Genomic DNA, 25,871 nt, shown 5'->3' with positions numbered 1-25,871 from the left:
GTTCAGCGCAAGTCGCCGAGTTCGGTGACCGAGCGGGTCGGCTTGCCCGTGAAGTCCGCCCGGCCTCCGTACGCCAGGTTCAGCGTCTCCAGCCGGTAGCTCCAGTCGCCGCCGCACGAGCAGGCCGGGCCGAAGCGCTGGTTGATCTGCCAGCGCAGCCACTCGCCCCGTTCCAGCCGGACCGGCGAGCGCGGCCGGTTCCGCTTCGGCATCCCCCACGGCGATGGCGTGACCAGCACCGACAGCACGCCGTCCGCTTCACGGAGCACGACACCGTCCAGCTCACCCAGCGGCCGCGCCGCGAACCGCGGCGAGAAGCCGGTCGACTCGTCGACATCCACCTCGTGGAGCTCCACACCCGGAGGCAGCGGGAACGCGATCGGCACCCGGTTGCGCACCGCGGCCGACGGGCCACCACGGGACCGCTTGGTCCAGGTGGTTCGCACCCGCTGCGCCACGACGTCCACAACGACCAGCATGCCCGCCGCCGCAAGCCGAAATCCGCCGACCATCCACCGAAGGTCGGCGCAACTCGTTCACCGGTACGCCGTCCACCTGGTCCAACACCCCCAAGCGTTACCTGCCCGTTTCACCAGACCGTTGACGGCTGTGCCCCGGCTCACTACAGTCCCCGGAAACCGTCTGTAAAGTATCCTAATTAAGTCCGGAGGAACGAGTGCGAGCCGGTAGCCCGCGGATGCTGCGCGAGATCAACGATCGCGCCGCCATCGAGGTCCTCCTGCGGGAGGGTCCGCTCACGCGGGCCGAACTCGAGCTCGCCATCGGGCTGTCCAAACCCGCCACCGCGCAGCTGCTCACCCGGCTCGAGCTGGACAACCTCGTCACGAAAGCCGGCGTACGAGGGGGCGGCCGGGGACCCCGCGCCCAGCTCTGGGCGGCCAACGGCGGCCTCGCCTTCGTCGCCGCCGTCGATCTCACGCCGCACGTTGCGGACTTCGTCGTCGCGGATGTGGCCGGGGTCGTGCTCGCCGAGTACCGCACCCCGCTGCCCGTGCACGCCGGGGCCGACGTCGTCGGGACCTTCGGCGAAGCCCTCCAAAAGGTCGCCGAAGAAGCCGGGATCGAACGAGAAGACCTGGCCCACGTCGTGATCGGCGCGCAGGGGGCGTTCGATCCGCGGACCGGCCTGCTCTCCTCCGCGCCGCACATCCCCGGCTGGCTCGGCTTCGACGTCCCGCAGAAGCTCAGCGACGAACTCGGGGTCGACGTCCTCATCGAGAACGACGTCAACCTCGTCGCCGTCGAGGAGATGACCGTCGGGATGGCCCAGGACGTCGACGACTTCGTCATGGTCTGGCTGTCCGAGGGTGTCGGCGGTGCCGTCGTGATCGGGCGGCGGCTGCTGCGCGGCGCCACCGGCGGCGGTGGCGAGATCGACTGGATGCGCGTGCCCGATCCGGCCACTGTGGACACCGGGGACGTCTGGCCCGCGGCCGGCGCCCGGTTCGGCAACCTGGTCGACTCGCCCGCCATCTGCCGGCTCGCCGCCGCCCACGGCATCCAGGCCGATACCGCCTGGGACGCCGTGGCGAAGACCGGACCGGACCATCCCTTCCGGCACGATCTCGCCAAGCGGGTCGCCGGGGGCGTCGCGAACCTCGTCGCCGTCGCCGACCCGCAGCTCGTGCTCCTCTGCGGCGACACCAGCCGGGCCGGTGGCGAGGAGTTCGCCGCGCTCGTGCAGGAGAAGCTGCACGAACTCGTCCTGCCGCGCACGCCCGTCGGCTGCGCTTCGGTGCAGGGCAACGCCGTTCGCGCGGGCGCGCTGCAGTCGGCGCTCGCCACCACCCGTGAGGACGTCTTCGGCGTCGTCACCCCCACGCTCCTCGGGTCGCGCAGGCCCGAGGGCGACAGCACCCGTCCCCGACCGACCAGCCCCAACCGATGAGGAGGAGGGCCATGCCCCCGACCACCCGGACCCGCCGTGGCGCCCTGCTGGTGGCCGCCGCCGCGGCGTCCGTCCTGCTGACCAGCGCCTGTTCCGGCGCCGCCGCACCGTCCACGAAGGACGCCGCGGCCGCACCCGGCAAGGACGACAAGCTCACGATCACCGTGTACTCCAAGTTCACCGACCGCGAGTACGGCGTGGTCACCGCGGGCCTCAACAAGCTCAAGGCGAAGTTCCCGAACATCGAGATCAAGCACGAGGGCAACCAGGACGACGACAAGCTCACCCAGTCGATCCGCGGCGGCAACCCACCCGACGTCGCGATCTCGTTCTACACCGACAACCTCGGTGCCTGGTGCTCCACCGGCAGCTTCCAGGACCTCAAGCCCTACATCGAGCGCGACAAGATCGACCTGACCCAGATCCCGGACGCGGTCCGCAACTACACCGAGTACCAGGGCAAGCGGTGCGCGATGCCGATGCTCGCCGACGTCTACGGGCTCTACTACAACAAGGACATGTTCGCGGCGAAGGGCATCAGCTCGCCGCCGAAGACCACGTCGGAGCTGTTCGAGGCGACCAAGAAGCTGACCGAGTTCAACCCGGACGGCTCGATCAAGGTCGCCGGCTTCCTGCCCTCGATGCCGTTCTACGCCAACCAGGCCCAGTACTGGGCGCCGAACTTCGGCGCGCCCTTCCTCGGCCCGGACGGCAAGTCCGACCTCGCCACCAACCCCGGCTGGAAGGCGATGTTCGAGTTCCAGAAGCAGCTGATCGACTTCTACGGCGGCCACGACAAGGTCGAGCAGTTCAAGGCCGGCCTCGGCGACGAGTACTCCGCCGACCACGGCTTCCACAAGAAGAAGCTGGCGATGATCTACGACGGCGAGTTCCGCACCGCGTTCCTCAAGGACCAGGCGCCCGACGTCAACTACGGGACCGCGCCCGCCCCGGTGCTCGACAGCATGGCCGACCACTACGGCGGCGGCTTCACCACCGGCACCATCATCGCCATCCCCAAGGGCGCCAAGAACCCCGGCGCCGCGTGGGAGCTCGTCAAGCAGGTCACCCTGGACACCGACACGCTGGTGGACATGGCCAACGGCCTGAAGAACGTGCCCAGCACCAAGGCATCGCTGACCTCGCCGAAGCTGGACCTGCAGCCGCAGTTCAAGACGTTCCTCGACATCTACGACAGCGGCAAGCTGGTCGCCAACCAGACCACCCCGATCGGCGACGCGCACCTCAAGGCGGTCAACGACTTCGCCGAGAAGTGGCAGGCCGGCTCGGTGCCCGACCTGACCGCGGGCCTGCAGAAGGTCGACGCGCAGATCGACGACGAGCTGAAGCAGAAGGGCGCGGGCGGATGACCTCCACCGCTGTGCCTGTGAAAACCCAGGGAACCCCGTCCGCGCCGAGCCAGGCGCGGGCGGGGGCCCGCCGGGCCAAGCGCCGCCGGACCGTCCTGTTCTTCATGGCCCCGGCGTTCATCGGGTTCCTGATCTTCTTCGGCTACCCGCTGATCGCCACGGTCTACTACTCCTTCACCCGCTACGACCTGATCAACCCGCCGGAATTCATCGGCTTCGACAACTACATCCGGATGTTCACCACCGAGCCCCTGGTGGGCACGGCCGCGTACAACACGCTGTGGCTGGTGGTCGTCCTGACGGTCTGCCGCGTGGTGTTCTCCCTCGGCATCGCGTCGGTGATCGCGCGGCTCAAGTCGGGCGTCGGCCTGGTCCGGACGCTCTGCTACCTGCCGACCCTCGCCCCGCCCGCGGCCGCCACCCTGGCGTTCGTCTTCGTGTTCAACCCGGAGTTCGGGCCGGTCAACCGGTTCCTGCGGCTCGTCGGCATCGACGGCGGCCTGTGGTTCAACAGCCCGGAGATGTCGAAGCCCGCGCTGACGCTGCTGGCGCTGTGGGGCTCCGGCGAGCTGATGATCATCATCCTGGCCGCGCTGCTGGACGTCCCCAGCGAGCAGTACGAAGCCGCCGAACTCGACGGCGCCGGCCCGGTCCGCCGGTTTTGGCACGTCACGCTGCCGTCGATCTCGCCGGTGCTGCTGTTCGGCGTGGTCAACTCGATCATCTACGCGCTGCAGTTCTTCACCCAGGCGATCGTGGCGTCGTCCGCCAGTGCGGGCACCGCCGACGTCGCCGGCAACTCGAAACTCATCGGGGCACCGCAGAACTCGACGCTGACCTACCCGATCTGGCTGTACGTCCAGGGTTTCCGTTACTTCAACATGGGCTACGCGGCGGCGATGGCGGTGCTGCTGTTCATCGTGTCGTCGGGCTTCACGTGGATTCTCGTGCGGCAGCTGCGGAAGTCCCAGCACCAGGAGGAGGGGGCATGACCGCGTTGGCCGAAGCGCCGCAGAGAGCGGCGGGCGTGCCGCCGAGGACCAAGTTCAAGCGGAACTGGGACAAGCGGCTGTCCTTCATCGCCACGCACGCGATCGGGATCGCGCTCGGCGTGATCTTCATGCTGCCGATCCTGTTCGTCTTCCTCACCGCGGTGATGAAGAGCGACCAGGCGATGACGGCGAGCCTGTGGCCGAGCGAATGGCACTTCGAGAACTTCGTCAAGGTGTTCCAGAAGGCGCCGCTGCTCGAATACTTCGGCAACAGCCTGCTGTATTCGGCCCTGGCCACGGCGGGGGCACTGCTTTCGGCGATCCCAGCGGCGTACGCGCTGGCGAAGCTCAAGTGGCGCGGGCAGAACCTGTTCTTCATGCTGACCGTGGCGGCGATGCTGCTGCCGCCGCAGGTCACCGTCGTGCCGCTGTACGACCTGTGGGTCCGGATGGGCCTCACCGGCACGCTGGTGCCGCTGATCGTGCCGTACTTCTTCTTCGACGCGTTCTCGATCTTCCTGCTCCGGCAGTTCTTCCTCACCATCCCGAAGGACTACCTCGAAGCGGCGAAGATTGACGGCTGCAACGAGTTCCAGGCGATGTACCGCGTGCTCATCCCGATGGCCAAGCCCGGGATCGCGGCCACCGCCATGTTCTGCTTCCTGTTCACCTGGAACGACTACTTCGGGCCGCTGCTCTACACCGGCGAGAACCAGGACCACTGGCCGCTTTCGCTGGCCATCGCCTCCTTCCGCGGCATGCACCACGTCGAGTGGAACATGACGATGGCGGCGACCGCGCTGATCATGGCGCCGGTGATCGTGCTGTTCGTGTTCGCGCAGAAGTCGTTCGTCAAGGGCATCACATTCACGGGGGTCAAGGGATGAAGCTGGCAGTCGTCGGTGGCGGGTCCACCTACACGCCGGAGCTGATCGACGGGATCGCCGGCCGCCGGTCCACTTTGGACGTCGACGAGATCGTGCTGGTCGACCCGGACGCCTACCGCGTGGAGGCGGTCGGCGGGTTCAGCCAGCGGCTGCTCGACCACGCCGGCCACCCGGCGCGGATCAAGACCACGCAGTCGCTGGAGGAGGGCGTCGACGGCGCTTCCGCGGTGCTGATCCAGCTGCGCGTCGGCGGCCAGCGGGCGCGGCGCTCCGACGAGACGTTCCCGCACGCCTGCGGCTGCGTCGGCCAGGAGACGACCGGCGCGGGCGGCCTGGCGAAGGCGCTGCGCACGGTCCCGGTGGTCCTGGACATCGCCGACCGCGTCCGCAAGATCGCCGGTGACGACACGTGGATCGTCAACTTCACCAACCCGGTCGGCATCGTCACGAGGGCCCTGCTCAACGAGGGGCACCGCGCGGTCGGGCTGTGCAATGTCGCCATCAACCTGCAGCGGCAGTTCGGGCGCCTGCTCGGGGTCGGCGCGGACGACGTCAAGCTCGTCCACACCGGGCTCAACCACCTGAGCTGGGAGCGCGGCGCGCTCGTCGACGGCGTCGACCGGCTGCCGGAGCTGCTGGACCAGCACCTCGACTACCTGTCGAACGAGGTGAGCGTGCCGGAGAAGTGGCTGCGGCGGATGAACGTCGTGCCGTCGTACTACCTGAAGTACTTCTACGCGCACGACGAACAGGTCACCAAGCAGCGCACCGAGCGGCCGCGCGCGGACGTCGTCTCCGACGTCGAGGAAGAGCTGCTGAAGATCTACCTGGACCCGGACCAGAACACCAAGCCGGAGTCCCTCGAAAAGCGCGGCGGGGCGTACTACTCGGAGGCGGCCGTGCAGCTGGTGCACGCGCTGACCGCGGGCGGCCCGGCCGAGGAGCACGTGGTGAACGTCCGCAACGACGGCACCTTCCCGTTCCTCCCGGACGACGCCGTCATCGAGGCACGGTCCGTTGTGGACTCGAAGGGGGCGACGCCGATCCCGCAGCCGCCGGTCGAGCAGCGGTTCGCCGGGCTCATCGCGGCGACGACGTCCTACGAGTTCCTGGCTTTGGAAGCGGCGCTGAAGGGCGGCCGCGACCGCGTGGCCGACGCGTTGCTCGCACACCCGCTGGTCGGCCAGTACTCGAAGGCCGACACGCTGGCCGATTCGCTGGTGCAGATCAACCGCGAGTACCTGCCCTGGGCCCGCGGATGAAGCCTGCAGTCATCGCGATCGACGGCGGCAACAGCAAGACCGAGGTCCTGGTGATCTCGGAAGACGGCGTGGTGCTGGGCAAGTCCCGCGGCCCCGGCGCGTCGCCGCAGAACATCGGCGTCGCGGCCTGTGTTGCGGCGCTGGAAGAACTGGTGCTGGAGGCGTATCCGAACTTCGGGGACAAGCCGTTCGCCGTGCACACCTCCGCGTACCTGGCCGGGCTCGACTTCCCCCGGGAGGAAGAGGCGCTGCACGCGGCTCTCGCGGCCCGCGGCTGGAGCGACACCCTGACCGTCGGCAACGACACCCTCGCGCTGCTGCGGGCGGGCAGCGCGGGGGTGGGGGTCGCGGTCGTGTGCGGCGCCGGGATCAACGGCGCCGGCGTCGGCCCGGACGGCCGCGTGCACCGCTTTCCCGCGCTGGGCAAGATCTCCGGCGACTGGGGCGGCGGCTACCGGCTCGGCGAAGAGGCCCTGTGGTGGGCCGTGCGCGCCGAAGACGGTCGCGGTCCGCGCACCGCGCTGATGCCGGCGGTGGCGGCCTACTTCGGGAAGCCGACGCTGCTGGACGTCGTGCAGGGCCTGCACTTCGAGGAAATCGACCCCGTGTCGATCCACGGCCTGTGCCCGCTGCTGTTCGAGGTCGCGGCGGCCGGGGACGAGGTCGCGCAGGACATCGTGACGCGGTTCGTCGAGGAGGTCAGCGTGTTCGCCGCGGTGATCCTCCGCGAGCTGGACCTCACCGAGGACGCCCCGGAGATCGTGCTCGGCGGCGGCGTGCTGACCGGTGTCGGCACGCCGGTGATCGCGGAGATCGAGAAGCGGTGCCTGAAGGTGGCGCCGCGCGCGGTGGTCCGCGTCGTCGACGTGAACCCGGTGGTGGGCGCGGCGTTGTTCGGACTCGACACGCTGGGCGCTTCCGAGGCCGCGAAGGCGGCTTTGAAGGCGGCGACCCAGCGCGTCTGAAAACTCTGGCGGGGTCTGTCCCGAAGCGGCGCGGGACAGACCCCGCCAGACCCCCTCACGGCGCCGGGACGATGGTGTCTCCGGTCTCCAGCAGGGACTTGAGGTCGGAGAGGATCCAGGGCCAGCCGCCGCCCGCGTTCTCGTTCGGCGGCGCGTCGAGCCGCTCGTAGGCGCCGCTGACCATCCCGGCGATGGTGGGCGCGCCGGTGACGTCGTGGGTCACGGTCAGCCGGGTGCCGGCGGTCTTGGACTCCTCGATCTCGTAGGTGAGCGTCGTGTAGGGCTCCTCGCTCACGTCCCCGGGCGCCATCAGCAGCTTCCAGGTGAGCACCAGCTTCCGCGGCGGGTCGACTTCCAGGACCTCGCCGTCGACGAGGTCGCCGGTCATCCCGGCGTCGATGAACGCCTGCGTCGGGCGCGTGCGGTGCTTGCCGCCCGGGCGCAGGTCGAAGTCGACCAGCCCGGTGTAGCCGTACTTCGCCGTCCACTCGGGCTTCGTGATGGCGTCCCAGATGCGTTCCGGCGACGCCTTGATGTAGACGCGGTAGACCTGCACGGTGTCGGTCATGGTTCTTCGCCTTCCAGCTCGTTCTTGAGGTCGAGGAGCGCGGTGACGTGCCGCTCGGTGTACTTGTCGATCCACCGGTCATGGATCTGGCGGATCGGGACGGGGTTGAGGAAGTGCCGCTTCTCGCGGCCTTCCTTGCGTGCGACGACGAGCCCGGCTTCTTCCAGCAGCTTCAGGTGTTTCATGACGCCGAAGCGGGTCATCTCCACCTGGGTCTCCAGCTCGGTGAGCGTGCGGCCGTCACGCTCGAAGAGCAGGTCGAGCAGGAACCGGCGGGTCGGATCCGCCAGCGCCTTGAACACCAGGTCGTCGTCGGGCACCTGCCCAAGATAGGTGACCAAAAGGTCACATGTCAACGTGCGAAGAAGGCCGCCACCCGCGGCGGGTGACGGCCTTCGTTCCCGGCTAGACGAGCAGTGACAGTGGGAGGATCAGCGCGATGGCGACCACCGAGATGAGCGTCTCCATCACCGACCAGCTCTTCAGCGTCTGGCCGACCGAGAGCCCGAAGTACTCCTTGACCAGCCAGAACCCGGCGTCGTTGACGTGCGAGAAGAACAGCGACCCGGCGCCGATCGCCAGCACCAGCAGTGCGCTCTGCGACGGGTCCATGCCCGCGGCCAGCGGCGCCACGATGCCCGCCGCCGAGACGGTCGCGACCGTGGCCGAGCCCGTCGCCAGCCGGATCGCCACCGCGACCAGCCAGCCGAGCAGCAGCGGCGAGAGGTGCGCGTCCTTGGCCAGGCCGGTGATGACGTCCCCGACACCGGCGTCGACCAGGGTCTGCTTGAAGCCGCCGCCCGCGCCGACGATCAGGATGATCCCGGCGATCGGGCCGAGCGAGTCACCGACCACAGTGGACAGCTTCTCCCGGCCCAGCCCGGCCGGGCGGCCGAGCAGCACCATGCCGGCCAGGACCGCCGCGAGCAGCGCGATCAACGGGTCGCCGACGAAGTCGAAGATCTTGCGGGCTTGGTTGTCCTTGGCCAGCAGGATGTCCGACAGCGCTTTCGCCAGCATCAGCACGACCGGCAGCAGCACCGTGGTGAGTGTCGCGGCGAAGCTCGGGCGCGGCTTGTCCGTGTCGGCGCGTTCCGGGATCAGCCGTTCGGGGGCTACGGCGTCCGGCACCAGCCGCGCCGCGACCTTGCCGAACAGCGGGCCCGCGATGACCAGCGTCGGGATGCCGACCAGCAGGCCGAACGCCAGCGTCACGCCGACGTTCGCGTTGAGCGCGCCGGCCGCGGCGAGCGGGCCGGGGTGCGGCGGGACGAGCCCGTGCAGCACCGAAAGCCCGGCGACGGCGGGAATTCCCAGCAGCATCAACGGTTTTCCGGTGCGCTTGACCGCCAGCAGCACCACCGGGATCAGCATGACGAGCCCGATCTCGAAGAACATCGGCAGCCCGATCAGCGCGGCGACGAGTGCCATCGCCCACGGCAGCGCCGCGCCGCGGGCCTTGCCGAGCACGGTGTCGACGATCTGGTCGGCGCCGCCGGAGTCGGCCAGCAGCTTGCCGAGCATCGCGCCGAGGGCGATCAGGATGCCGACGGACGCCACCGTGCTGCCGACGCCGGCGGAGAACTTCTTGATCACGTCGGTGATCGGCATCCCGGCGGTCAGGCCGAGCACGAGCGAGCCGATCGTCAGCGACAGAAAGGGGTGCAGCTTCACCTTCGTGATCAGCACGACGATGACGGCGATCGCGACGACGGCCGCGATGATCAGGCGCGTGTCGTGGCCGGTCCAGCCGGCGGCGAGGACGGCGTTCACGCGTGCTCCCGGAAGGCGGTCAGGGCGGCTTCGGTGACCTCTTCCGGAGTGCCGCTGGAGTTGTCGAGGACGACGCCGGCCTCGTCCGGCTCGAGCGGTTCGAGGTCGGCGAGCTGCGAGTCCAGCAGCGACACCGGCATGAAGTGGCCCTTCCGGGTCTTCATCCGCTCGGCCAGCTGCGCGCGGTCGACCTGCAGGTGGACGAACCAGACGTCGCCGCCGGTGCGCAGGACGTCGCGGTACCGGCGCTTGAGCGCGGACGACGTCACGACGCCGCCGGTGGCCTGGTGCTCGCGGATCCAGCCGGCGATGGCTTCGAGCCAGGGTGCGCGGTCTTCGTCCGTCAGCGCCGTGCCGGCGGTCATCTTGTCGATGTTGGCCTTCGGATGGAACGTGTCCGCTTCCGCGTACTCGACGCCCAGGGCCACGGCGAGCGCCGTGCCGATCGTCGTCTTCCCGGAGCCTGACACCCCCATCACCACGATGACGGTCATCCGCACCTCCCACTTCGTTGTGCCCAGGTGAGTGAAACTCAAAAGTACTACTTATTCAAGATGAAGTACTACTTAATCGAATCAGACGGTTAAGTTGATCGGGTGAGACACGAGCAGGTCCTGGATGCCCTCGGCGCGGCGATCGCGAACGGATCCCTGGTCCCGGGCACCGTGCTGCGCTCGGAAGACCTTCAAGAACGCTTCGGTGCTTCGCGGACCGTGGCCCGCGAAGTCGTCCGCGTGCTGGAGACGATGCAGCTGACCAGCAGCAAGCGCCGGGTCGGGGTGATCGTCCGCGAGCCGGCGGAGTGGAACCACTACGACCCGCGCCTGATCCGCTGGCAGCTCGACGGCCCGGCCCGCCCGGCGGCGCTGGCGACGCTGAACGAGCTCCGGTCGGCGATCGAGCCGTGCGCGGCGCGGTACGCGGCCTTGCGCGCGACGCCGGAGGAGCGCGGCCGTCTGGGTGCGCTGGGGGAGCGGCTGGCGCGGACGGCCCGGGCCCGCGACCTCTCGGCGTTCCTCGGGTTCGACATCGCCTTCCACGACCTGCTGCTGACCGCGTCCCGCAACCCGATGTTCGGGCAGCTGTCGGAGGTCGTCGCGGAGGTGCTCACCGGGCGCACCGGGCACGGCCTGATGCCGCCGGAGCCGCAGCCCGAGGCGGTGGCGCTGCACGTGGCGGTGGCCGCGGCGGTGGCCGCCGGGGACGCGGACCGGGCGGAGCGGGCGATGCGCGACATCGTCGTCCAGGCGCGGGACGAGATCGCCGCCCTGGTGGCGGAGGGCGCTCCCGAGGCCGAGTAACCTCGCGCACGGAAACCGACTTTCTTTCCGCCGGGGGGCACGGGTGAGCGCGGCGCGCGCGATCGGACTGGTGTTGGGCGTGGCGGCCGACGGCGCCCTCGGCGACCCCCGCCGCCGCCTCCCGGTGACGGCGTTCCGCAGGCTCCCGCTCCGTTCGGGCGTCCTGGCCGCCGCCGCGGCGGTGGCCGGCGGGGCGCTGCTGGAGCGATCGAGCCGGGGCCGCCCCCTGCTGCAGGCCTCGGCGACGGCGGTGACGACGTGGGCCGTCCTCGGTGCGGCGGGCCTGGCCCAGCAGGGCACGGAACTGGCCCGCGACCTGGAGGAGTGCCGCTTCGAGCCGGCGCGCACCACACTGTCCGAACTGGACCCCCGGGTGGCGGACGGCCTGAGCGCGATCGCGCTGTCCCGCGCTTCGGTGGAAACGCTGGCGGAGAACACGTCGGATGCGGTGGTGGCCCCGCTGGTGTGGGGAGCGCTGGCGGGCGTGCCGGGGCTGCTGGGAGCGCGGGCGGTGAGCTTGCTGCGCCGATCACGCGCGGGCCGCCGCGGCCACTGGGCGGTGGACCGCGCGGACGAGCTGGTCCACCTGCTGCCCACCCGCGTGGCGGCGGCGCTGACGGTGGTGGCGGCCCCGGTGGTCGGCGGCTCGGCGGGCGGCGCGTGGCGGGCGTGGCACCGCGACACGATCGCCCACCCGAGCCCGAACGCGGGCCGCGTGGAGGCAGCATTCGCCGGAGCACTGGAAATCCGCGTCGGCGGCCGGACGGTGTACCCGCACGGGGTGCTGGAGCTGCCGGTGCTGGGCGTGGGCCGGAACCCGGACGCCGGACACGTGACGCGCGCGGTGGAGCTGTCCCGGGTGGTGGGCTGGCTGGCGGGGGCGACCTCGGTGGTGGTTGCGGTGGTTCTGGGGTTCGGGCGCCGCTGACGCTTGCGGGTGCGCCGGGGAACGGGGAGTTTGCCCCCTCAGCCTCGCCGCCGCAGCTGGGCCAAAGCCTCCTCGTCCAACGGCCCACCCCGCTCCGCCAGCCGCGCCCCGATCCGCTCCCGGTCCTCCGCCGACCGGTTCCCGCCGAACTTGAACTTCGCCCGAACCCCCGTGATCGTGAACTCGATCCCGCGAATCCCCGGCAGCAACCGCCGATCCGGCGCGTCCCGGGCCGCGCTTACCGGCGCCCGGGCCCCGTCCGGCTCGAAGTGCCGGAGTTGCCTGTCCAGCAGCTCCGCCTTCTCCTCCGGATCGTCGACCAGCCGCACGTCCCCCTCGAGCTGCACCGTCGCGTAGTACGACGTCGGCACGCCGTACGCCGGGTCCGCCGTCGCGTTCCAGTCCGCGCGGATGTACGTGTAGTCGCCGATCACCGTCACCAGGGCTCGCGGGTGCTCCTCCAGCAGCGGCCAGATCGGGTTCGGCCGGGCCAGGTGGGTGACGATCGTCCGGTCGCCGTCGAACGCGAAGTGCGCCGGGGTCACCACCGGGAGGTCGCGGCCGCGGCCGCCGGCGATCAGCTGGCCGAAGTCGCGGCTGGACAGCCATTCGCGCCACTCCAGGTCGGAGGCGGACGCGTCCCACGGGTGGATCAACATGGCCCGAGTATCACGACCGCAAGTGGCCTCACCACAGGGCCATTTCCGGCCTACTTCTGATGGCCACTTTCAGCCAGTTCGTCCTCCGCGAGGATCTCCGCGACGGACTTCCGGCGCGAAGGGGCCGCGGACGCGTCCAGCGCCCCGCCGGGCTTCAGCTCGCGGACCGTGAAGTACAGCCAGCCGAGCAGCGCCATCGCGCCGAACGCGATCCACTGCAGCGCGTACGACAGGAACGGCCCCGAGTCCGTCTGCGGCAGCGGCAACGCGCCGAGCACGCCGGGCTGGCCGACGTCGAGCTGGAAGTAGCCCGGCCGGATGTCGAGCCCGGCCGCCCGCGCCACCACGCGGGAGTCGACGACGTAGCTCTGCAGCCGCCCGCCGGTCGAGGCGTCGGCGAAGGCGTCGCGGTTCTTCGGGTCGGTCTCGTCCGCGCGCACCCGGGCCGTCACCGTGACCGTCCCGGGCGGCGGCGGCGCGAACGGCAGCGCGGCCGACTTGCTGTCCAGCCGGACGTAGCCGCGGTCGATCAGCACGATCGTGCCGTCGGTGGTCCGCATCGGCGTCAGCACCTCGAAGGCGCCTTCGCCCTGGACCGTCCGCAGCCGCGCGACGACCTCCTTGTCCGGCAGGTACCGGCCGGTGATCGAGACGAGGTGCCACTCGGTGCGCTGACCGGGCACGCTCCCCGGCGGCAGCAGCTGCGCCAGCGGCACCGGCGCGGCGGTGAACGACGTCTCCAGCGCGGCGTTCTGCTGCTCGCGCTCGCTGTTGCGGCTGAACTGCCACGGCGAGAGCAGCGTGAAGCAGCAGATGGCGAAGGTGAACACCACCGCCGTCAGAGCCAGCCACCCGGGCCGGAGCAGGAACCGCAACCGCACCCCACCACGGTAGCCCGTGCCACCCGCCGTCCCGCGCGGGCTGTGACCTCTACCGCCGGGAACGCACCCAATCCAGCAAACCGGGCACCGCGCGCTCGATCATGCCGAGGACGTCTTCGAAGCCGTCGTCGCCGCCGTAATAGGGGTCCGGGACCTCGGCACCCTCGGGGGCCGACGGGTCGAACGACCGCAGCAACCGCACCTTCGCCGGGTCCTCGACCCGGGCCCGCAGGAACTCGAGGTGCCCCTCGTCCGCGGCCAGCAGCAGATCGGCGGCCAGGTCCTCGCCGGACACCTCGGACGCGACGTGCGTGGTCGGGTAGCCGTGCGCCTTGAGCGTCGCGCGGGCGCGCTTGTCGGCGGGCTCCCCGGCGTGCCACGGGCCGGTGCCCGCGCTCGTCACCCGGACGGCGTCGTCGAGGCCGGCGTCGGCGAGGTGGGCCCGGAACACCAGCTCGGCCATCGGGGAGCGGCAGATGTTGCCGGAGCAGACGAAGACGATGTGCGTCACGCCCGCGAGCGTAACCGCCGGGTTCACCCGGTCACCCGCCCGCTGGGCGGCCATCACGCGTGATGCCGCTCGGCGCACGCGGCGGGAGGCCGGTGCGTAACCGGCCGGTTCACCCGGTCACCCGCCCGCTCGGCGGTATCCGCGGCCCGCGGCGCGCACTTAGCGTCGATCGGGCGAGGACGCGAACCGGAAGGAGAGCGATCATGCACGGGTGCTGCTCGAAGTGCACCGGCCAGGGCTGCGGCTGCTGCGGCAACTGCAACTGAGCCGACCCGGCGCCGCGGCGGCCCGCCGCCGCCGGGGCGCCCCTAATCCGAACAGGTCGCCGACGTCGCTTCGCCCAGAGCCTGCGCGTGCAGGACATCGAACCGGTGGACGAGGTCCGCCACGTCCGCCGCCACCCGCTGCCGGACCGGGCACGACCGCGAAGCACGGACGGCGGTCGTCGCCGCCAGCTCCGTCAGCAGGCCCGTGTTCAGCCCGTCGATCACCGGGCGGATCTGCCCGAGGTCCGGGCGGGTCGTGGGCGCCTCCGCGGGATGCGCGTCCCAGCGTGCGTAGAGGCCGCGCTGCACCAGCTTGTTCGCCTCGATCTGGGCGCGGAAGAACCGCACCGCGTCCGCCGGGTCGAGGCCGAGGCCCGGGGCGCGCGAGGCCACCGAGTCGTAGATCTGCTGCTCCCGCACCGGGTCGTCGATCGGCGACGGCGTGCCGTACTTGGCCGCCGCCACCTGGTCGGCGATCGCGACGCGCCGGGCCGCCAGGTCGGTGAGCCGCCACAACGACTCCGAAGCCGATGCGGGCGCTGCGGAGAGCACGGATGCGGCGAGCACCGCCGTCACCGTGCCGAGCAAGGACCGAAGGCGCATGGCCCGCGAGGGTACATGCGAAAATCACCGCGTGCGCGCCATTTCCGAAGTCATCTCCGTGCTCGAACGGGCCTATCCGCCGGCGCTCGCCGAGTCGTGGGACGCCGTCGGCCTCGTCTGCGGTGACCCCGCCGAGCCCGTGCGCCGCGTGCTGTTCTGCGTCGACCCGGTCGCCGAGACCGTCGACGAAGCCGTCGAGCTCGGCGCGCAGCTGATCGTCGCGCACCACCCGCTGCTGCTGCGCGGTGTGCACGGCGTGCCCGCCGACACCGCCAAGGGCGCGCTGGTCCACCGGATGATCCGCGAGGGCGTCGCGCTCTACTGCGCGCACACCAACGCCGACTCCGCCGACCCCGGCGTCTCGGACGCACTCGCCCAGGCGATCGGGCTCCGCGTCACCGGCCCCCTGGAGCCGAAAGCCGACGGCGTCACCGGCATCGGCCGGATCGGCGAACTGCCCGAGCCCGAGCCGTTCGCGGCCTTCGTGCAGCGCGTCGCCGACGCCCTGCCCGCGACCGTGCCCGGCGTGCTCGGCGCGGGCGACGCCGACCGCCCGATCCGCACCGTCGCCGTGTCCGGCGGCGCCGGGGACTCCTACCTGAAGCAGGCCACCGAGGCTCGTGTCGACGCCTTCGTCACCGCGGACCTGCGGCATCACCCCGCCGGCGAGCACCTCGCGGGCCGCGGCCCGGTGCCCGCACTGGTCGGGCTGACCCACTGGGCCAGCGAGTGGCCCTGGTGCGGGCAAGCCTCGGCGCTCGTGGCGCAGGCGTTTGCGGGTAACGTCGACGTTCACGTGTCCACGCGGTGCACCGACCCGTGGACCGTCCGCGCCGAGCGCACATCTAGCTAAGAGGAGCACCGTGAAGGCCGAACCCGCCGTGCAGCGCCAGTTGCTCGAGCTCGCCAAGGTGGACGCCGAGCTCTCGCGCACCGCGCACCGCCGCCGCACCCTGCCCGAGCTGGCCGAGATCGACGCGGGGGAGAAGACCGTCCGCGAGCGCCGCGACGCGCTCGTGTCGGTGGAGACCGCCGCTTCCGACCTCGACCGCGAGATCGCCCGGCAGGAGAAGGAGATCGAGTCGGTGCGCGCCCGCGAGGACCGCGACCGCAAGCTCCTGGCGTCGGGCTCGGTCAGCTCGAAGCAGATGACCGACATCGAGCACGAACTGCAGTCCCTGGAGCGCCGCCAGAGCGCGCTCGAAGACGACCTGCTGGAGCTGATGGAGCAGCGGGAGGCCCTCGGCCTGGACGCGCAGCGCACCGGCGCCGAGGTCGACAAGGCCGAGGCCGAGGTCGCCGCCGCGATCGCCCGCCGCGACGAGGCGTTCAAGGACCTCGACACCACCCGCGCGCGGCGCGCCGAAGACCGCGAGAAGCTGGTGCCGCGCTTCCCGGAGCCGCTGCTCAAGCTCTACGAGCGCGTCCGCGAGCACAAGGGCATCGGAGCCGCGCTGCTGCGGGCCCGCCGCTGCGGTGCCTGCCAGCTCGAGCTCGACCGCAACACCGTCAACGAAATCAAGGCCGCGCCGGAGGACGACGTCATCCAGTGCGAGAACTGCGGCGCGATCCTGGTCCGGACCCTGGAGTCGGGTCTGTGACCTCGCACGTCGTCTTGGGGGGTGCAACCCCCGCACCCCGCCCGGGGGGCTCCGCCCCCACGGACCCCCCGAAGCATGTCGTCGTCGAAGCCGACGGCGGCTCCCGGGGCAATCCGGGCCCAGCCGGCTACGGCGCGGTGGTCCGCGACGCCGCCACCGGCGACGTCCTCGCCGAGCGCAAGGAAAGCCTCGGCGTGGTCACCAACAACGTCGCCGAGTACAGCGGCCTGATCGCCGGGCTGACCGCCGCGGCCGAGCTGGGCGCGTCCACTGTGGACGTCCGGATGGACTCCAAGCTGGTCGTCGAGCAGATGTCCGGGCGCTGGAAGATCAAGCACCCGGACATGCAGCCGCTGGCCGAGCGGGCCAAGGCACTGGCCGCGGGCTTCTCCCGGGTCAAGTACGAGTGGATCCCGCGGGCGCAGAACTCCCACGCCGACCGGCTGGCCAACGAGGCCATGGACGCGGCCACCGGCAAGCCCGCCGCCGGCCGCCCCGGCCCGGCGGGAAGGACCGCGGCCGCCGCGAAGACCGGCGCAGCCGTGGACCCCGTCACCGGCGCCCCCGCCGACCCGGTCGCCAAGCCGAAGCTGCCGACCCGCAAGCCCGACCGCACGGCCGTGGCCTGGACCGGCGCCCAGGGCACCCCGACCCGGCTGCTCCTGCTGCGCCACGGCCAGACCGAGATGTCGGCGCTGCGGCGCTACTCCGGCCGCGGCGACGTCCCATTGACCGAGCTGGGCCGCACGCAGGCCGCCGCGGCGGCGAAGCGGCTGGCCGCGATGGACGGGCTGGTCATCGACGGCGAGGCCGTCCCGATCATCTCCTCGCCGCTCACCCGCACGAAGCAGACCGCGCAGGCCGTCGCCGACGCGCTCGGCGGCCGCGTCGAGACCCACCCCGGCCTGATCGAGACCGACTTCGGCGAGTGGGAAGGCCTGACGTTCGCCGAGGCGGCCGACCGCGACCCGGACCTGCACCGCTCCTGGCTGGGCGACAGCTCGGTGCCGCCGCCCGGCGGGGAGAGCTTCGACGTCGTCCACCGGCGCGTCCGCAAGGCCCGCGACGAGCTCATCGCCGAGCACGGTGGCAAGACGTTGGTGCTGGTCAGCCACGTGACGCCGATCAAGACCCTGCTCCGGATGGGCCTCGACGCCGGTCCGCAGCTGCTGTTCCGCCTGCACCTGGACCTGGCGTCGCTGTCGATCGTCGAGTTCTACCCGGACGGGAACGCTTCGGTCCGTCTCGTCAACGACACTTCGCACCTGGTCTGACCGGCGAAAATGTGGGTTGGATCACGCTCAACCCCGACGCGTGGCGGACCCCGGATGGGGTATTGGCTACAGTGTCTCGACCGCGTCGCCGCGGTGGCGGGTCGGCAAGATCGACCCAGTCAGGGGGCGCCAGCTCGCGCGTATCCCACCGGCAGAAGCCTGCGGGCGGAACAGTGACGAGGACATGACGGCTAGCGCACTCACCGAGACCTCCCCGAGCGACGTCCCCGAGGACCCGGCCACCACCACGGCCACCCGCGGCTGGGGCGCGCGGCTGGCACCGGTGCTGGCGGTGCTCGCCGGCGTCGCGGCCGTCGCCGTCCACGCGACCCGCTACGGCCACTGGATCGTCGACGACGCCGCCATCACCTTCTCCTACGCCCGCAGCTTCGCCGACGGCCTCGGCCCGGTGCTGCAGCCGGGCGCCCCGCCGGTCGAGGGCTTCTCTGACCCGACGTGGATGGTGCTGCTCGGCCTCGGCAAGCTCGTCGGCCTCTTCGACCACGGCGCGCTCTTCGGCATCCCGGACTACGTGCTGTTCCCGAAGGCGCTGGGCCTGCTGTTCACCGGCGGCGTCCTGACGGCTTGCTACATCGCCGCGAAGCAGATCTTCACCCGCTTCGCCTGGCTGGCCACCCTGGTCGTCGGCCTCACGCTGGCGACGATCCCGTCGTACGTCATCTGGGTCGTCTCCGGCCTGGAGAACTCGCTGTTCGCGTTCGCCGTCGTCACGCTGGGTGTGACGCTGTTCGTGTCGGTGCAGCGCGACAAGCTGCTGACGCCGAAGGTCGCGCTGTGGGCCGGGGTCATGGTGGCGTTCGCGGCGCTGACCCGCCCGGAAGGCCTGATCTACGCGGGCGCGTACCCGCTGGCGGCGCTGTTCCTACTGCGTTCGGGGTTGTTCTGGAAGAGCTTCCGGCTCGCGCTGCTGTCGGTGGCGGCGTTCGCCGTGCCGTTCGGCGCGTACGTCGTGTGGCGGCACTCGGAGTTCGGGCGGCTGCTGGCCAACCCGTCGGTGGCCAAGCAGCAGGGCCTGCCCGGGATCGACGCGGTGAAGCGGCCGTTCGAGCTGGTCGGCTACGCGGGCTGGGCCGGTGTCATCGCGCTCGCGCTGGTGATCGTGTTCGCGCTGGTCAAGGCGCCGTGGCGGCGTCCGCTGATCGCGCTGCTGGTGCCGCTGGGGCTCGGGATCGTCGCGTACGGCGTGATGGTCGCCGACTGGATGTACCAGCACCGGTTCGCCAGCCCGATCTGGCCGCTGGCGGTCATCGCGGGCACGCTGTCGGCCGGTGAGCTGCTGCGCCACCGGCAGGCGCTGCTGCGCGTCGGCGTCGTCGTGGTGCTGGTGGGCGCGTTCGTCCCGTCGGCGGTCGGGTTCGCGGCCGCGGCGGACAAGTTCGCGAAGAACCCGAACATCACGGCGTGCCTGGTGGCCGACCGCTTCGGCCGCGGCTTCAACACCTACGCCGACATCCTCGGCCTGCAGAAGGCGTCGCTGCTGCTGCCGGACCTCGGCGGTTCGTCGATGACCAGCCGGCTCGAGCTGGTCGACATGGCGGGCCTGGTCAACAAGCCGATCGCCGATCTGGTGCACGACAACGACCTGGCCGGCCTGCGCAACTACGTGTTCGACACGGTCAAGCCGACGTTCATCCACTCGTGGGGCCCCTGGGCGGCGGGCAACGGCATCGCGCTGGACCCGCGCTTGGACCGCGACTACGTGCTGATCTATTCGTCGCCGATCGAGGGCCTCCGCAACGGCGACTGGGTCCGCCGCGACGCGGTGACGGACCCGGCCAAGCTGAAGGCGGCCCAGGACTACGCGGCGAAGACGATCCCGGCCGTGGCGGCCGACCGCTTCGGCGGCCCGCTCGACGACTGCGGCGCGACGATGAAGCCGGGCCAGACCATCACGATGCCCAGCTGATCGACCCCGGAACCGGCGTGACCGGGGCCGGATCCGCTCTGGTCACGCGGCGGCGCTTTCGCCCGCGAAGTCCACTTCGGACTCCCGCCCGCGGGGGCGCCCCCCGGTTTCCACGCTACCCGGTGGCACCGACAGAAACCGGGCGCAGTTAGCGTGAACGCGTGAACCTCCTCGCGGGCGGGGCCGGCCTGCTGCTCCTGGCCGGTGTGCTCGTCTTCGCCATCGTCCGGCCGCGGGGGTGGCCGGAAGCCGTCGCCGCCGTTCCGGCCGCCGGCGTCGCCCTTCTTCTCGGCCTCGTGCATCCGGCCGCCGCCGGGGAGCGGGCCGTGGAAATCCTGCCCACCCTGGGCTTTCTGGCCGCCATTCTCCTTCTGTCCTTTTTGGCCAGTGTCGACGGCGTCTTCAGCTGGCTCGGCAACCGGCTCGCCGAGGCCTGCCACGGGCGTCCGCGGCGGCTGCTCGTCCTCACCTTCGCCGCCGCGGCGGGGGTCACCGCGATCCTCAGCCTGGACGCCACCGTCGTCCTGCTCACGCCGGTCGTCCTCGCCACCGCCACCAGCCTCGAACTCCCCGCGCGGCCGCACGTCTACGCCTGCGCGCACCTGGCCAACTCGGCGTCGACCCTGCTGCCCGTCTCCAACCTGACGAACCTGCTCGCCTTCGCCGCGTCCGGGCTGACGTTCGCCGGGTTCACCGCGCTGATGGCTCTGCCGTGGCTCGTCACGATCGGTCTAGAGCTGGCCGTGTTCCTGTGGTTCTTCAAGGCCGACCTGCGCCCGCGCGAGACGCCGGAACCGCGGCAGCACCTCGAGACGCCGACCTTCGCCCTGGTCGTCCTCGGTCTGACGCTCGCCGGGTTCGCCGTCGGGCAGCTCGGGCACGTCGAGCCGGGGTGGATCGCCGCGCTGGCCGCGCTCATCCTCGGCGTGCGTGCCGTTGCGCAGGGCAAGATCCGGCCGTGGCAGCTGGTCACCGAGGCGGCGCCGCAGCTGTGCCTGTTCGTGCTGGGCCTGGCCGTCGTGGTCGAAGCCGTGTCGGAGCACGTGCTCGGCGGCGTGCTGCGCGATCTCCTGCCGACGTCGACGGGCCTGGTCGACCTGCTGGTCGCGGCCGGGGTGGCCGCCTTGCTGGCCAACCTGGTCAACAACCTCCCGGCCACGCTCATCCTGCTGTCGGTGCTGGGCCCGCACCCGGCGCCGGGCGTGCTGCTGGCGGTGCTGCTCGGCGTCAACATCGGCCCGAACGTGAGCTACCTCGGCTCACTCGCCACGCTGCTGTGGCGCCGGACGCTCCCGAAGCCGCCCTCCTTCAAGACCTTCCACGCCCTGGGTGCGCTCACCACCCCGCTGTGCCTGGCCGCGGCCACCGTCGCGCTCTGGCTGGGCCTCGGTCTCGCGGGCTGACCTCAGCGGCCGTCCGCCCGCTGCGAAGACTTCGCCAGCGCCCCGCCGAGCTCGGCCCGCCCGGGAATCCCCAGCTTGCGGTACGCCCCGGACAAGTGCAGCTCCACCGTCCGCCGCGTCAGGTGCAGCGCCGTGGCGATCTCGCGGTTGGTCAGCCCCTGGGCCGCCATCACCGCGATGCGGTTCTCCTGCCGGGTCAGCCCGTGCTCGTTGTCCTTCGCCGGCGTCAACGCCCGCCGCGACGAGCGCAGTTCCTCCGCCGCGCGGCGGGCCAGCGGACGGGCCCCGCACTGCTCGCTCAGCTCCACCGCCTGCCGCAGCGTCTCGATCGCCTTCTCCGACTGCCCGTGCCGGGCCTGCAGCGTGCCCAGCTCCGTCAGCGCCGTCGCCAGCTGCAGCCGCGAGGGTGACGTGCGCAGCGTCGTGATCGCCTTCTGCAGCGCCCGCTCGGCCTCGTCGTCCTCGCGGACCAGGCCCATCGTCGTCAGCGCCGTGCCCAGCGGGCGGGCCGCGCCCCAGCGGGCCGAGGCGTTGATGTCCTCTTCGGCCAGCCGGGCCGCGTCGTCGGTCTGGCCCAGCGCCAGCGCCGCCCGGGCCGCGTGCGCGCGCCACGGCACGAACCCCGGGAAGCGCATCCCGTGGTGGGCCAGGCGCCGGCCGCAGCTCAGCAGGTCCTCGAATCCGAAGCGCGTGTAGCCCGTCGCCACGCGCAGGCGCCCGCGCGCGTACAGCAGGTACGTGTGCGTGAACAGGCCCTGGCTGGCCACGAAGTCCATCCGGTCCAGCAGCGACGTCGCCGCCTCGAAGCGGCCCAGGTCCACCCAGCATTCGACGAGCTTCGCCGCGCACAGCACGCCGACCGGGCAGGTCGTCGTCCCGCCGCGCTCGTCGAAGCGGCGCAGCAGCGATTCGAAGTGGACGCTCGCGCGCTGCAGGTCGCCGCTGGCCTGCAGCGCGATCCCGCGGGCCAGGGTGGGCAGCGCGCCGTGCGGCACGTGCACGTCCCAGGGCTCGCGCTCGACGTCGAGGACCCGGCACAGCCGGTCGACGTGCGCGGGCTCGTCCGCGAGCACCGCGGTGGCCAGCGTGAAGAAGTAGTGCTGTTCGAACAGGTCGCCGTCGTCGCCGGTCAGCGCGTCGGCGAAGTGCCCGACGGCTTCCTGCGCCGACTCGCCGCTGCGGACGGCGTCCAGCGCCAGCAGCGCCGAGCGGCTCCGCTGGGCCGCCGGGTCGGTCAGCGGCGCCCACTGCTCCTCGAAGTCGCGGAACTCCGGGGGCGGCCCGAGCCTGCTGCCGGCCTCGGCGAGGTAGGTCATGCACAGCAGCGGCCACACCGCGTCCGGGCCACCCGCGTCGAGCCGTGCGGCGATCTGGCCCGCCGCGCTGATCCCGAGCCGGGCGTCCTGGCCGCCGCAGAGCGACAGCAGCATCGCGGTGGCGATGTACGCGGCCGTCTCGCGGTTGCCGACCGTGTCGACGGCCTCCCGCACCCGCTTGGCCGCGGCGGGCGGGTCGAACTGGAACTCCGCGTGCGCGAGCTGCAGCAGCACGGCCATCCGGCGTCCGGACGTCAGCCGCTCTTCCAGCGCCCGCCGCAGGTGCCGGGCGGCCAGCTCGGCCCGCCCGGAGAACACGGCGTCGCGCGCGCTCAGCCGCAGCACGTCCACCGCCCACGGGATCCGGATCGACGTCGCTTCCAGCAGGTGGGCGGCCACGCGCTCGGGCGGCGCCCCCGCCTCCATCAGAAGCTTCGCCGCCCGGGAGTGGTTGACCGCTCGCGTGGTCTGCGGCATGTCCTTCAGCAGCGAGTTGCGGACGAACGAGTAGGTCAGCGCCGGCTGGTCGCTGTTGTTGAGCACGTGCAGCCGGACCAGGGTGTCGATGGCCTGCAGCGCGTCGAGCTCGTCGACGCCGGCCAGCCGGGCCAGCAGGTCGAAACCGGCGTCCTCGCCGAGGATCGCCGCCGCGTGCAGGATGGCCGGCGCGTGCGGGAACTCCTGCACCCTGGTGGTGAGCACCTGGCCGATCAGCGACGAGCCGAGCTCGTGCGGGTCCGCGCCGGGCAGCAGCCGCGGCCGCAGCGCCTGCAGCAGCACCGGGTTGCCGCCGGTCGCCTCGCGGCAGGTGGTGGCCAGGTCCCCGGGGGCGAGGCCGAGGATCTCCGCCGCGGCCGCGTCGCCGAGGCCGTTCAGCGTGATCGTGACCGGCGTGCTCCCCACCATGTCCAGCAGCGCGACCTCGCGGTGCGGCGGGTAGCCGACGACCGACGTCAGGACGATCAGCACCGGCAGGTCGAGCACGCGGCTGCGGAGGTAGGCCAGGCACCGCATGGACCAGGCGTCGGCCAGGTGGATGTTGTCGATGCCGAGGAGCAGCGGACCCCGCTCGGTCGCGTCGCGGACGATCCGGAAGAAGAGGTCGAGGGCTTCGCTCTCGCCGGCCGCCCCGCACAGCTCGGCGACGGGCGGGCGCGGCGGCGAGCCCGGTTCCTCGAGCGCGTCGGCCAGCTGACGGGCGACCCCGCCGGCCAGGTGGCTCTCCAGCCGCGATCCGGTGGCCATCGCGACGGTGAAGCCCGCGTCCGCGGCCAGCGCCGCGGTGGTCCGCAGGAGGGCGCTCTTGCCCATGCCGAACTCGCCGGCCAGCACCGCGCTGGCGGCCGTGCCGTCCAGCACGACCGGGAAGAGACCGGTCAAGCGGCCGAGCTCGGGCTCGCGGCCGGGGAGCCGCGGGGCGGGACGCTTCGGTACCGAAGCCCCGCTGGCGGGGTGCTCGGGATTTACTTCGGTATCCACCGTAAGGACTTTCATGTTGGGTTGGGGCAGACTACTGGAAACCGGCCGACCACGGGAGTGACCGAGGTCCGCTGCCGGTACCGGCAACGACCTGACCAGGGGAGACGATGGACGCAGCGGTTGCGAACCGGATCTTCCCGACAGCCGGCCGGTGCCCGCAGAAGGCCATGGCATCCGCGGCTTCGCCGCGGGCCGGGGGCTCCGCCACCCGGACCCCCGCAAGAGTCGTTGCGGCCACGCCCAGCGCGAGCAGCAGGAGCGGGCCGGCCGCAGGACCCCGCAGGGCCGCCGCCCCGGCCGACTTCCGGCGCCGGGCCGCCCCGTCGCCCGGCGGCAGGTAGCCGAGCCGCACCGCCTCGGCCAATGCGCCGGCCACCGGGGTGAACCCGGCGACCCGGCCCCGGCAGCGGGCGCAGCCCCGCAGGTGGGCTTCGAACTCCTCCGGATCGTCGTGGACGCCGAGCCCGTAGGCCGCGGCCTCCCCCTTCCGCCCGCTCATCGGATCGTCACTTCCCCGAGCGCCTTCCGCAATTGCCGCATCGCCGTGTACAACCGCGATTTGACGGTTCCCTCCGGAATTCCGAGAATTTCCGCAGCCTGCCGAACGGTGTTTCCCGCGAGATACGTCTCGTAGATGACCGACTGATATTTGGCGTCCAGTTCCCGCAATGCCCGAGTAATCGTTAGCGCGGCTAACGAGCTGTCCGTGCGGTCCGTGGACTCGGCGTTTTCCGGGATCTCCAGAGCGACCTCCTGCGGGCGGACGCGGCGATTCCTCCAGCCGTCGATGACGATCCGCCGGGCCACGGTGAGCAGCCATCCGCGCAGCATTCCGGGCTCGCGCTCGAGCGTGTCGGAGTGCTGCCAGGCCCGGATCATGGTCTCCTGCACCACGTCTTCGGTCCACTGCCGGTCATGGTTCGTCAGGCTCATGACCTGCGCAAACAGGGTGGCGCGGAAGTCCTTGTAGAGCAGCGGGACGAGATCGTCTCCGGTGGCGGGGCCGGTGTCGACCGCGGTTGCGGACGACGCGTAGCCGACGTGGCCGCGACCTTCTCTTCCCAGTGCTTCCATAAAGCTCGCAACCTCACCTGACTGGCGGACCGTGGGGTCATCGGAGCGTAGCGCAAAAACACTTAATAGGCCATATGCATTAGTTTCCCGACTTAATTCGGCGGCGCCTCCGCACGGGTGGCCGCAGACCGGTTCACAATGTGTCTTGTGATGCAGGTCACAGGTCACTAAAAGGTGACGGCGAGAACCGGATCGCGCGTTCTCCCCGTACCAGGAGGTGAGGACTTCTTCGCGAAGGGACAACGGGGATGCCGCTCCGATTGGTGGCGTTGCTGGCCGCTGCGACCGCGCTGGCGCTGGGCTGTGCCGTGCCGGCGTCGGCCGGGGAACTGCAGCAGACCGACCGCGCCCTGCTGACCCGGCTCAAGCAGCACACGCTGTGGGCCGTGCCGTCGAGCAGGCTCGCCGTCGACCGGGCCACCAACCGGCGCGTGCGTGCCGTCGCCGTCCGCATCGCCGACGACCAGGCCCGTCTCGACGTCGCCCTGCGCGCGGTCGCCGACCGGCTCGCGGTCACCCTGCCGGGGGAGCCGACCGACCAGGAGCGCGGCTGGGCCGACGAGATCGCCGCCGACTCCGGCGACAGTTTCGACCGCGCCTATGTGAACCGCCTCCGCGCCGAGTACGGGACGCTCTTCGGGCTCGCCTCCGACGTCCGCGCGGGCACCCGCGACGACGACGTCCGCGCGTTCGCCCAGACCGCCGTCGACACCTCGCTCGGGCACCTGACGCTCCTGGAGAGCACCGGGCTCGCCGAGACCACGTCCCTGCTCGTCTCCGCCACTGAGGACGACACCCTCGGCGGCGGGGCGATCGCCGCCGGCGCCGTTCTCGTGGCCCTCGCCGCCGTCGCCACGTTCGGCCTGCTCCGCCTGCTCGGAACCCCCGGCAGGCCCCAGCCGCGCACCCGGAGGTAGCCGCC

The 25,871-nt window shown here is 71.6% G+C and carries 26 protein-coding genes; 14 read left to right on the top strand and 12 right to left on the bottom strand.

From position 1 onward, the window contains the following. Window positions 1-2 precede the first annotated feature (2 nt). Window positions 3-512, bottom strand: a complete 510-nt coding sequence (locus IE317_RS32280) for a hypothetical protein (protein ID WP_229903033.1) — start codon at window positions 510-512, stop codon at window positions 3-5. Window positions 513-697: 185 nt separating this feature from the next. Here IE317_RS32280 and IE317_RS32275 point away from each other — a divergent pair, with 185 nt between their 5' ends. From IE317_RS32275 to IE317_RS32250, 6 genes are read left to right on the top strand one after another with little or no spacing between them, the layout of a single operon-like run. Beyond that, window positions 698-1,909 carry an ROK family transcriptional regulator gene (locus IE317_RS32275; RefSeq protein ID WP_191315154.1) on the top strand — a complete coding sequence of 404 codons (1,212 nt, stop codon included), beginning with the start codon at window positions 698-700 and terminating at the stop codon, window positions 1,907-1,909. A gap of 11 nt (window positions 1,910-1,920) precedes the next feature. Then, window positions 1,921-3,279: an extracellular solute-binding protein gene (locus IE317_RS32270; RefSeq protein WP_191315144.1), complete on the top strand. Its 1,359-nt coding sequence runs from the start codon at window positions 1,921-1,923 to the stop codon at window positions 3,277-3,279. Then, window positions 3,276-4,271, top strand: a complete 996-nt coding sequence (locus IE317_RS32265) for a carbohydrate ABC transporter permease (RefSeq protein WP_191315143.1) — start codon at window positions 3,276-3,278, stop codon at window positions 4,269-4,271. The genes IE317_RS32270 and IE317_RS32265 overlap by 4 nt, the downstream gene beginning before the upstream one ends. Beyond that, window positions 4,268-5,158 (top strand): carbohydrate ABC transporter permease, encoded by an 891-nt coding sequence (locus tag IE317_RS32260; RefSeq protein WP_191315142.1) that lies wholly within the window; start codon window positions 4,268-4,270, stop codon window positions 5,156-5,158. Before IE317_RS32265 ends, IE317_RS32260 begins: the two co-directional genes overlap by 4 nt. Next, the gene (locus tag IE317_RS32255; protein ID WP_191315141.1) at window positions 5,155-6,420 is read left to right on the top strand and encodes a 6-phospho-beta-glucosidase; all 1,266 of its coding nucleotides are present in this window, start codon (window positions 5,155-5,157) and stop codon (window positions 6,418-6,420) included. The genes IE317_RS32260 and IE317_RS32255 overlap by 4 nt, the downstream gene beginning before the upstream one ends. Then, complete coding sequence (locus IE317_RS32250; RefSeq protein ID WP_191315140.1) at window positions 6,417-7,385, top strand: N-acetylglucosamine kinase; 969 nt, start codon at window positions 6,417-6,419, stop codon at window positions 7,383-7,385. Before IE317_RS32255 ends, IE317_RS32250 begins: the two co-directional genes overlap by 4 nt. A gap of 55 nt (window positions 7,386-7,440) precedes the next feature. On the opposite strand, the gene IE317_RS32245 is transcribed toward IE317_RS32250, so the two are convergent. The 4 genes from IE317_RS32245 to IE317_RS32230 form a co-directional block, all read right to left on the bottom strand. Beyond that, window positions 7,441-7,953 carry an SRPBCC domain-containing protein gene (locus tag IE317_RS32245; RefSeq protein WP_191315139.1) on the bottom strand — a complete coding sequence of 171 codons (513 nt, stop codon included), beginning with the start codon at window positions 7,951-7,953 and terminating at the stop codon, window positions 7,441-7,443. Further along, entirely contained in the window at window positions 7,950-8,273 is a 324-nt protein-coding gene (locus IE317_RS32240; RefSeq protein ID WP_003092533.1) for an ArsR/SmtB family transcription factor, read from the bottom strand. The genes IE317_RS32245 and IE317_RS32240 overlap by 4 nt, the downstream gene beginning before the upstream one ends. Before the next feature lie 85 nt (window positions 8,274-8,358). Then, complete coding sequence (locus tag IE317_RS32235; protein WP_191315138.1) at window positions 8,359-9,726, bottom strand: GntT/GntP/DsdX family permease; 1,368 nt, start codon at window positions 9,724-9,726, stop codon at window positions 8,359-8,361. Then, on the bottom strand, window positions 9,723-10,220 hold the full coding sequence (locus tag IE317_RS32230; RefSeq protein WP_191315137.1) for a gluconokinase: 498 nt from the start codon (window positions 10,218-10,220) through the stop codon (window positions 9,723-9,725). Before IE317_RS32230 ends, IE317_RS32235 begins: the two co-directional genes overlap by 4 nt. Before the next feature lie 102 nt (window positions 10,221-10,322). Here IE317_RS32230 and IE317_RS32225 point away from each other — a divergent pair, with 102 nt between their 5' ends. Both IE317_RS32225 and IE317_RS32220 read left to right on the top strand, forming a co-directional pair. Further along, window positions 10,323-11,027, top strand: a complete 705-nt coding sequence (locus IE317_RS32225; RefSeq protein WP_191315136.1) for a FadR/GntR family transcriptional regulator — start codon at window positions 10,323-10,325, stop codon at window positions 11,025-11,027. Between the two features lie 43 nt (window positions 11,028-11,070). Beyond that, entirely contained in the window at window positions 11,071-11,955 is an 885-nt protein-coding gene (locus IE317_RS32220; protein ID WP_191315135.1) for a cobalamin biosynthesis protein CobD/CbiB, read from the top strand. A gap of 38 nt (window positions 11,956-11,993) precedes the next feature. On the opposite strand, the gene IE317_RS32215 is transcribed toward IE317_RS32220, so the two are convergent. From IE317_RS32215 to IE317_RS32200, 4 genes are all read right to left on the bottom strand, one after another. Then, window positions 11,994-12,614 (bottom strand): FMN-binding negative transcriptional regulator, encoded by a 621-nt coding sequence (locus IE317_RS32215; protein ID WP_191315134.1) that lies wholly within the window; start codon window positions 12,612-12,614, stop codon window positions 11,994-11,996. Between the two features lie 50 nt (window positions 12,615-12,664). Then, a complete protein-coding gene (locus tag IE317_RS32210) occupies window positions 12,665-13,495 on the bottom strand; it encodes an SURF1 family cytochrome oxidase biogenesis protein (RefSeq protein ID WP_191315133.1) in 831 nt (276 codons plus the stop codon). Between the two features lie 49 nt (window positions 13,496-13,544). Beyond that, window positions 13,545-14,006, bottom strand: coding sequence for a low molecular weight protein-tyrosine-phosphatase (locus IE317_RS32205; RefSeq protein ID WP_308443414.1), 462 nt, complete (start codon window positions 14,004-14,006; stop codon window positions 13,545-13,547). A gap of 308 nt (window positions 14,007-14,314) precedes the next feature. Continuing rightward, a complete protein-coding gene (locus IE317_RS32200; RefSeq protein WP_191315131.1) occupies window positions 14,315-14,875 on the bottom strand; it encodes a chorismate mutase in 561 nt (186 codons plus the stop codon). Window positions 14,876-14,906: 31 nt separating this feature from the next. Between IE317_RS32200 and IE317_RS32195 the strand changes: the two genes are divergently transcribed. The 5 genes from IE317_RS32195 (at window position 14,907) to IE317_RS32175 (ending at window position 21,080) form a co-directional block, all read left to right on the top strand. Next, window positions 14,907-15,728: a Nif3-like dinuclear metal center hexameric protein gene (locus IE317_RS32195; RefSeq protein WP_191315130.1), complete on the top strand. Its 822-nt coding sequence runs from the start codon at window positions 14,907-14,909 to the stop codon at window positions 15,726-15,728. A gap of 10 nt (window positions 15,729-15,738) precedes the next feature. Then, a complete protein-coding gene (locus IE317_RS32190) occupies window positions 15,739-16,476 on the top strand; it encodes a zinc ribbon domain-containing protein (protein ID WP_191315129.1) in 738 nt (245 codons plus the stop codon). 14 nt (window positions 16,477-16,490) lie between these two features. Beyond that, on the top strand, window positions 16,491-17,750 hold the full coding sequence (locus IE317_RS32185; RefSeq protein ID WP_191315153.1) for a bifunctional RNase H/acid phosphatase: 1,260 nt from the start codon (window positions 16,491-16,493) through the stop codon (window positions 17,748-17,750). A 184-nt stretch (window positions 17,751-17,934) separates the two neighbouring features. Beyond that, entirely contained in the window at window positions 17,935-19,677 is a 1,743-nt protein-coding gene (locus IE317_RS32180; protein WP_191315128.1) for a hypothetical protein, read from the top strand. A 161-nt stretch (window positions 19,678-19,838) separates the two neighbouring features. Beyond that, entirely contained in the window at window positions 19,839-21,080 is a 1,242-nt protein-coding gene (locus tag IE317_RS32175; protein ID WP_191315127.1) for an SLC13 family permease, read from the top strand. A gap of 2 nt (window positions 21,081-21,082) precedes the next feature. On the opposite strand, the gene IE317_RS32170 is transcribed toward IE317_RS32175, so the two are convergent. Genes IE317_RS32170 through IE317_RS32160 form a run of 3 tightly spaced genes read right to left on the bottom strand, consistent with a single transcriptional unit; the run spans window position 21,083 to window position 24,949 of the window. Next, the gene (locus IE317_RS32170) at window positions 21,083-23,875 is read right to left on the bottom strand and encodes an AAA family ATPase (protein ID WP_191315126.1); all 2,793 of its coding nucleotides are present in this window, start codon (window positions 23,873-23,875) and stop codon (window positions 21,083-21,085) included. A 31-nt stretch (window positions 23,876-23,906) separates the two neighbouring features. Next, on the bottom strand, window positions 23,907-24,374 hold the full coding sequence (locus IE317_RS32165; RefSeq protein ID WP_191315125.1) for a hypothetical protein: 468 nt from the start codon (window positions 24,372-24,374) through the stop codon (window positions 23,907-23,909). Further along, window positions 24,371-24,949, bottom strand: coding sequence for a sigma-70 family RNA polymerase sigma factor (locus tag IE317_RS32160; RefSeq protein ID WP_191315124.1), 579 nt, complete (start codon window positions 24,947-24,949; stop codon window positions 24,371-24,373). Before IE317_RS32160 ends, IE317_RS32165 begins: the two co-directional genes overlap by 4 nt. A gap of 248 nt (window positions 24,950-25,197) precedes the next feature. Between IE317_RS32160 and IE317_RS32155 the strand changes: the two genes are divergently transcribed. Then, the gene (locus IE317_RS32155) at window positions 25,198-25,866 is read left to right on the top strand and encodes a DUF4142 domain-containing protein (protein WP_191315123.1); all 669 of its coding nucleotides are present in this window, start codon (window positions 25,198-25,200) and stop codon (window positions 25,864-25,866) included. Window positions 25,867-25,871: the final 5 nt, after the last annotated feature.

Origin of the sequence: Amycolatopsis bullii (assembly GCF_014654205.1) — a bacterium.
GTDB classification, from domain to species: Bacteria; Actinomycetota; Actinomycetes; order Mycobacteriales; family Pseudonocardiaceae; genus Amycolatopsis; species Amycolatopsis plumensis.
Note: the sequence above shows the minus strand (reverse complement) of the source record. Positions and strands in the feature narration are given on the sequence as shown.

Coding starts and splice junctions, on each gene's coding strand:
- IE317_RS32280 (WP_229903033.1), bottom strand. CDS start 512: ATGGTCGGCGGATTTCGGCTTGCGGCGGCGGGCATGCTGGTCGTTGTG.
- IE317_RS32250 (WP_191315140.1), top strand. CDS start 6,417: ATGAAGCCTGCAGTCATCGCGATCGACGGCGGCAACAGCAAGACCGAG.
- IE317_RS32270 (WP_191315144.1), top strand. CDS start 1,921: ATGCCCCCGACCACCCGGACCCGCCGTGGCGCCCTGCTGGTGGCCGCC.
- IE317_RS32260 (WP_191315142.1), top strand. CDS start 4,268: ATGACCGCGTTGGCCGAAGCGCCGCAGAGAGCGGCGGGCGTGCCGCCG.
- IE317_RS32160 (WP_191315124.1), bottom strand. CDS start 24,949: ATGGAAGCACTGGGAAGAGAAGGTCGCGGCCACGTCGGCTACGCGTCG.
- IE317_RS32275 (WP_191315154.1), top strand. CDS start 698: ATGCTGCGCGAGATCAACGATCGCGCCGCCATCGAGGTCCTCCTGCGG.
- IE317_RS32245 (WP_191315139.1), bottom strand. CDS start 7,953: ATGACCGACACCGTGCAGGTCTACCGCGTCTACATCAAGGCGTCGCCG.
- IE317_RS32155 (WP_191315123.1), top strand. CDS start 25,198: ATGCCGCTCCGATTGGTGGCGTTGCTGGCCGCTGCGACCGCGCTGGCG.
- IE317_RS32255 (WP_191315141.1), top strand. CDS start 5,155: ATGAAGCTGGCAGTCGTCGGTGGCGGGTCCACCTACACGCCGGAGCTG.
- IE317_RS32230 (WP_191315137.1), bottom strand. CDS start 10,220: ATGACCGTCATCGTGGTGATGGGGGTGTCAGGCTCCGGGAAGACGACG.
- IE317_RS32265 (WP_191315143.1), top strand. CDS start 3,276: ATGACCTCCACCGCTGTGCCTGTGAAAACCCAGGGAACCCCGTCCGCG.
- IE317_RS32215 (WP_191315134.1), bottom strand. CDS start 12,614: ATGTTGATCCACCCGTGGGACGCGTCCGCCTCCGACCTGGAGTGGCGC.
- IE317_RS32180 (WP_191315128.1), top strand. CDS start 17,935: ATGACGGCTAGCGCACTCACCGAGACCTCCCCGAGCGACGTCCCCGAG.
- IE317_RS32200 (WP_191315131.1), bottom strand. CDS start 14,875: ATGCGCCTTCGGTCCTTGCTCGGCACGGTGACGGCGGTGCTCGCCGCA.
- IE317_RS32165 (WP_191315125.1), bottom strand. CDS start 24,374: ATGAGCGGGCGGAAGGGGGAGGCCGCGGCCTACGGGCTCGGCGTCCAC.